The following is a 6,083-nucleotide window of genomic DNA, read 5'->3' on the forward strand; positions in this document are numbered from 1 at the left end:
GAGCTGGAGCTGGAGCTGGCGCGGGAGCAGGTGCCGGAGGCGGAGCTGGTGCGGGACCAGGTGCCGGAGGCGGCGCTGGTGCCGGTGCCGTGGAAGGTCCGGGTGCGGGGGAGCCGGAAGTCGACGGTGTCGGGGTGGCGCTGTCGCTCCCCCCGCCGCCGCACGCCGCCAGCGTGGAAGCAACCAGGAGGCTCAACAGCGCGAATTGCGAGGACGCGCGGCCAGTGCTTGCGGACATGACGAATCAGGCGGGGAAGACGAGACGCGCGGATTCTTGCGGACACGTCGCGTTCGTCCCACCGTGGGCGTCACGATCACCGGCGCGATCGTTTCATTGCCATGGCCCCGCAGCGACATGGGCGAGGACGCCCCAACGCGGGCGAAGGCCGCGCGAAGCGGCTTGCCGTCGAGCAGCGGATGAGGCTGCTCACGCCATCAAAACGAATTGGTGATGATTTGGTTGGATCCGGCTGGCGCGGGCGCGACACGTCTCTTACGCTCTCTTGCGTCTTGCACGTGGCGCGGCCGCCTCGCCACCAGTCAGCGAGGCCTTTCGGGGCTGGTCATGCCGCTTCAGCCAGTCGAAGAACTCCCCATACCAGAGCTTCGAGTTCCGCGGCTTCATGACCCAGTGGTTCTCGTCCGGGAACCACACCAGCCGGGCGGCGATGCCCTGCGCCTTCAGCGTGTTGTAGTAGGCCAGACCCTGCGCGTCGGGCACGCGGTAGTCGAGCTGGCCGTGGATGACCAGCGTGGGCGTGTTGAAGTGCTGCGCGTAGCCGATGGGACTCTGCGACGCGACCTTGGCCGGATCCTTCCAGTAGGCCGTGCCCAGCTCCTTCGCATGCCACAGGTAGGCGTCGTTGGCGAACATCGCCGTCCAGTCGTAGCAGCCGGCATGGCAGACGTAGGCCTGGTAGCGGCCGGCCGGCACATGGCCGTTCATCCACGCGACCATGTAGCCGCCGTAGCTGCCGCCCGTGGCGAAGACCCGCTTCGGGTCGGCCCAGGGCTGCTGGAGCAGCAGGTCGGTCGCGCGCTCGACGTCCTCCAGCTCGAGCTCGCCCCAGCGGCCGGTGATCGAGTCCGCGAAGCGATTGCCGAAGCTCGACGAGCCGTGGTAGTTCACGCAGGCCACCACGTAGCCCGCCGCCGCCATCGCCTGATGGTTCCAGCGCCAGTGCCAGCTGTCGCCCATCGCGGTGTGCGGGCCGCCGTGGATCAGGTGCATCAGCGGCGCCTTGGTCTTGCGGCGCGGGTCGAATCCGGGCGGGTAGTAGAGCCACATCTGCACCGGCTCGCCGAGCGCGCCCTCGTACCAGCGCTCCTCGACCGCGCCGAAGGCCAGTGTCGACAGCGCCGCGTCGTTGAAGGACTCGATCCGGTGCAGCACCTGTTCCGCGGCATCGCCTTCCCGGTCGACGACGGACAGCCGCGGCGGGAAGCTCGCGCTGTCATGCAGGACGACCAGGGTGCCGGCCTCCAGCGCGAAGGCGCCGACATGGCCGCCCTCGCACAGCGGGAAGGCGTGCAGCGTCTTGACGTCGAAGCGGTAGAGGTGGCGGCGGCCGCGCTCCTCGGCGCAGAAGAGCACGCCCAGGTCGTCCTCGTCCCAGCGCAGCGGCGCGGCGACCTCCTGGTCCCAGTCCTCCGACAGCACCGCCCAGTGGCCATGGGTGTCCAGCACCGCCAGCTGCTGCGGCATCGTGTGCTTCAGCCCCTGGTGACAGGCGACGAACGCGATGTGGTGCCCCGCATGGCTGTACACCGGCGCGACCAGGTCCCAGGCCGGCTCATGCAGCAGCACCTGGACCCGGCCGGAGCGCACCTCGACCTCGGCCAGCGCATTGCGGTGCTCCAGCGTCTTGGGCGTGTTGGGATCGAAGCTGAAGACGATGCGGCGGCCGTCGGGCGAGATGTCGAAGCTGTCGGCATCGGGCTCGGCGCGGCTCAGTTCGTAGTCGGTGCCTTCGAAGAGGTCGCGCACCTGGCCGCTGTCGAGGTCGACGACATGCAGGTGCGGCACGCGGCCCATCGGCAGCGCATGGTCCCAGAAGCGGTAGAAGCCTTCCTCGGTGACATAGGCCGAGTCCTTGCGATCCTTCTCGGCCTGGCGGCGCTGGGCCTGCGCGGCCTGGCCCTTGAGCGTGGGATCGACCCAGGACACGAAGGCCAGGCGCCGGCCGTCCGGGAACCACTTGAAGGCCTCGACGCCGAACGGCATCTTCGTCACGCGGCGCGCCTCGCCGCCGTCGGGCGGGATCACGTACAGCTGCGGGGAATCGTCCTTGTCGCCCTGCTGGTCTCGGCGCGCGACGAAGGCGACGAGGTCGCCCTGCGGGCTCCAGCGCGGCTGGCCGTCCTTCTCGCCGGCGGAGGTCAGCGGACGCGCATCGCCACCCAGCGTGGACAGCAGCCACAGCGAGGTCGCGCCCTGGTTCTTCTCCATGTCGAAGCGCGTCACCGGCACCACGGCCTGGGCGCCGTCCGGCGACAGGCTGGGCGCGCCCAGTCGCGCCAGCGACCACAGCGCGTCGACGTCCAGGGCCTTGAGCGCCATCGTCGCGCGGGCGCGCTTCGTGGTGGCCCGCTTGGCGCGCTTGGCGGTCTCGCCCTTGGCCGTGTCTCGCTTGGCGGTGTCTTGCTTGGCGGTGGTTTTCCTGGACGTGGCCATCAGGCGCTCCGGGGCTTGTCGAGTTGCCATTGCAGGTGGTTGCGGACCGTCGGCCATTCGGCCGCGGTGATGCTGTAGACGCAGGTGTCGCGCAGCGTGCCGTCGGGCATGCGCAGGTGCGAGCGCAGGATGCCGTCGAGCTGCGCGCCCAGCCGCTCGATCGCGCGGCGGCTCTGCGTGTTCAGGCGATGGGTGCGGAACTCCACCGCGATGCAGTCCAGCTGCTCGAACGCATGCTGGAGCAGCAGCAGCTTGCACTGCGTGTTCAGCGCGCTGCGCTGGCAGGACGCGCGGGTCCAGGTGGAGCCGATCTCGACGCGGCGGTTGGCCGCATCGATGTTCATGTAGGTCGTCATGCCGGCGGCCCGGCCCTGCGCGTCGAAGACGGCGAAGGGATTCATCGTGCCGGCGTCGCGCAGGCCCAGCCGGCGCTCGATCTCGGCGGCCATGCGCTCGGGCGCCGGCACGGTCGTGTACCAGAGCTTCCACAGCGCGCCGTCGTCGGCCGCCTCGGCGAGCGCCTCGCGGTGCGCGGGCGACAGCGGCTCGAGCCGCGCGTGCGGGCCGGCCAGGGTGACCGGCGCGGTGAAGGGAGTGGATGCGGTCATGCGATCGGGCCGACCCCGCGGCCGGCGGTGGAGGGAAGGAGAGGGGCGCTCAGCCCTTGCCGCCGAGCAGCAGCCGGCGCAGCAGCCAGCGGCAGCCGCCCATGCCGGCGAGGATGGTGAGCAGGCCCAGGATCTGCGTCGTGCCCCAGCCGGGCGCGCCGATGAATTCCCAGCCCAGCGCGCGGCCGACCAGCAGGCCGATCACGCCGCCGCCCACGAAGCCCAGCGCGTCCGCCAGCGCGGCGCGCCAGGCGGCGTTGAAGTTCTGGCTCATCGCGGCGGCCTCAGCGGTTGCGGCTCTGCATGTAGACGAGCTTCTCGAACAGGGTCAGGTCCTGCTCGTTCTTCAGCAGCGCGCCCACTAGCGGCGGGATCGCGACCTTGTCGTCCTGCGTCTGCAGCGCCTCGGCCGGGATGTCCTCGGCCAGCAGCAGCTTGAGCCAGTCGATCAGTTCCGAGGTCGAGGGCTTCTTCTTCAGCCCCGGCAGCTTGCGCACGTCGTAGAAGGTCTTCAGCGCCGCCGCCAGCAGCTCCTTCTTGAGGCCGGGGAAGTGGACGTCGACGATGGCCTGCATCGTGTCGGCCTCGGGGAACTTGATGTAGTGGAAGAAGCAGCGGCGCAGGAAGGCGTCCGGCAGTTCCTTCTCGTTGTTGGACGTGATGAAGACCAGCGGCCGGTGCTTGGCGCGCACCCACTCGCGGGTCTCGTAGACGTAGAACTCCATCCGGTCGAGTTCGCGCAGCAGGTCGTTGGGGAACTCGATGTCGGCCTTGTCGATCTCGTCGATCAGCAGCGCCACCGGCGTGTCCGAGGCGAAGGCCTGCCACAGCGTGCCCTGGACGATGTAGTTGGAGATGTCGCGCACCTTGTCGTCGCCGAGCTGGCTGTCGCGCAGGCGCGAGACGGCGTCGTACTCGTACAGGCCCTGCTGGGCCTTGGTGGTGCTCTTCACATGCCACTGCAGCAGCGGCAGTCCCAGGGACTTGGCGACCTCCTCGGCCAGCAGCGTCTTGCCGGTGCCCGGTTCGCCCTTGACCAGCAGCGGCCGCTTCAAGGTGATGGCCGCGTTGACCGCCAGCATCAGATCCGGCGTAGCGACGTAGTCCTGGGAACCTTTGAATTTCATGAGGGGTTTCTCTAGCGCAGCGGTGAAAACCAGTATATAGGGCCCCCCCTATAATCGCGCCGCCCCAAATCCTCGAAGATCGGGACCATGAGAAGACAACTGCAGATCTCCCTCGCGTTGATGCTGGCCGGAAGTGCGTTTGTTGTATCCGCTCAGTCCAACGCCCCTTCGTCGCCCGCGCCGGGACAAGCGCCGGCAGCGACCCCACCCGCCGCGGCAACACCTGGCCCCCAGGCGCCGGTGCAGGCCAAGGTGGCCATGTGCATCGGCTGCCACGGCATCCCGGGTTACCAGGCCACCTTCCCCGAGGTCCACAAGGTCCCGATGATCGCGGGCCAGAACGCCAAGTACATCGCCTCCGCGCTGACCGCCTACGCCAAGGGTGACCGCAAGCATCCGACGATGCGCGGCATCGCGCTGCCGCTGGGCGACAAGGACATCGCCGAGATCTCCGAGTACTACGCCGGCCTGGCCCAGGTCGAGGCGGTGCCGGCGACGGTCGAGGCGCCCGCCGACGTGAAGAAGCTGCTCGACAAGGGCGCCTGCGCCAGCTGTCATGGCGCCAACTTCAGCAAGCCCATCGACGGCACCTATCCGAAGATCGCCGGCCAGCACGCCGACTACCTGTACGTCGCGCTCAAGTCCTACCAGATCCAGGGCAAGCCCTATCACGGCCGCAGCAACGCGGTGATGGCGGGCCAGGTCAAGCAGTTCACCCACGCGGAACTCAAGACGCTGTCCCAGTACCTGGCCAGCTTGCCGTCCGAACTCCGTACAGTCCCGCAGTCCCGGTTCCGCTGAACCGTGGCACGCTGAGGCCGGGCTCCCGGCCGCGGCGCGAAGACAATCACGAACGCCCCGAGGGGCGGTTTTTTTCATGGTCGCCTGACTGTGCGAGCGCCGGGGAGGGCGCCATACTGTGTTGTCCTGGACGAAAACGCCAGTCATGCTGAAGAAGATTCCGACGTCGGATGTCAAGCTGGGCATGTTCCTGCAGGGGATGGAGGGCTCGTGGTTGTCCCATCCATTCTGGAAGACCAAGTTCGTCCTGACGGACGCCGAGGACCTGAAGGCCTTGAAGGCGAGCGGCGTGCCTTTCTGCTGGATCGACGCCTCGAAGGGGCTGGACGTGGCGCCCCCGGCGGCGGCCCGAAGCGCGGCGCCGGCCGCGCGGGCGGCCTCCGCGACGCGCCGCGACAAGCCGGTCATCCAGGGCAGCTTGAGATCGATGACGTCCGCGACGAGTTCCAGCGGCGTGTGCAGCGCGGCCAGCGCGCCGTTCAGGTCGGGCGCGCTGCCGGGCGCCCGCCAACCGGGGTCACCTTGGGCGCCGCGTTCAGGGCCGGCCATCGAGCTCGCCATCGCGGCGTCACCCACGGCCTCATGGGCGCCTTCGTCGAGCGCCGCCATCCAGTCGGCCGCGTGTCGCGTGGACAGCGCCACCAGCGCCTGCGGGTACTTGGCGTCGGCGTGCTCGGCGATGTGCCGCAGTGCCGCCGGCAGCCCGTGGACGCGGCTGAAGATCTCCAGGTCGCCGGCCAGCGCCACGGCGAAGACGACCGCCGGCACCGCGTCGCCGCGCAGGCCGGCGGGCTTGCCGCGGCCGTCCCAGGTTTCGAAGAGGTGGTGCATCGCGCGCTCGATGCCCACGGGCAGGCCCAGCAGCCGGGCGAT

Annotated in this window: 7 protein-coding genes; 3 read left to right on the forward strand and 4 right to left on the reverse strand. The window is 69.4% G+C overall.

What is annotated here, in order from left to right; all coding sequences use genetic code 11:
• On the forward strand, positions 1–240 hold a 240-nt coding region (locus FUT87_RS29920; RefSeq protein ID WP_222617100.1), incomplete at its 5' end, for a hypothetical protein.
• Positions 241–493: 253 nt separating this feature from the next.
• Here FUT87_RS29920 and FUT87_RS09705 read toward each other — a convergent pair.
• Genes FUT87_RS09705 through FUT87_RS09720 form a run of 4 tightly spaced genes read right to left on the reverse strand, consistent with a single transcriptional unit; the run spans position 494 to position 4,409 of the window.
• Entirely contained in the window at positions 494–2,674 is a 2,181-nt protein-coding gene (locus FUT87_RS09705) for a S9 family peptidase (protein ID WP_255511750.1), read from the reverse strand.
• Positions 2,674–3,282 carry a GNAT family N-acetyltransferase gene (locus FUT87_RS09710; RefSeq protein ID WP_147240323.1) on the reverse strand — a complete coding sequence of 203 codons (609 nt, stop codon included), beginning with the start codon at positions 3,280–3,282 and terminating at the stop codon, positions 2,674–2,676. Before FUT87_RS09710 ends, FUT87_RS09705 begins: the two co-directional genes overlap by 1 nt.
• A gap of 49 nt (positions 3,283–3,331) precedes the next feature.
• On the reverse strand, positions 3,332–3,556 hold the full coding sequence (locus tag FUT87_RS09715; RefSeq protein WP_147240322.1) for a hypothetical protein: 225 nt from the start codon (positions 3,554–3,556) through the stop codon (positions 3,332–3,334).
• Positions 3,557–3,566: 10 nt separating this feature from the next.
• Complete coding sequence (locus FUT87_RS09720) at positions 3,567–4,409, reverse strand: MoxR family ATPase (protein WP_099861416.1); 843 nt, start codon at positions 4,407–4,409, stop codon at positions 3,567–3,569.
• 258 nt (positions 4,410–4,667) lie between these two features.
• On the opposite strand from FUT87_RS09720, the gene FUT87_RS09725 reads away from it, so the two are divergent.
• Both FUT87_RS09725 and FUT87_RS09730 read left to right on the forward strand, forming a co-directional pair.
• Positions 4,668–5,210, forward strand: coding sequence for a c-type cytochrome (locus FUT87_RS09725; protein ID WP_255511680.1), 543 nt, complete (start codon positions 4,668–4,670; stop codon positions 5,208–5,210).
• A 199-nt stretch (positions 5,211–5,409) separates the two neighbouring features.
• Positions 5,410–6,083 (forward strand): DUF3391 domain-containing protein (locus FUT87_RS09730; RefSeq protein WP_404935383.1); only part of this gene is annotated, 674 nt, incomplete at its 3' end.

The sequence above is a fragment of the Mitsuaria sp. TWR114 genome, from assembly GCF_007997345.1.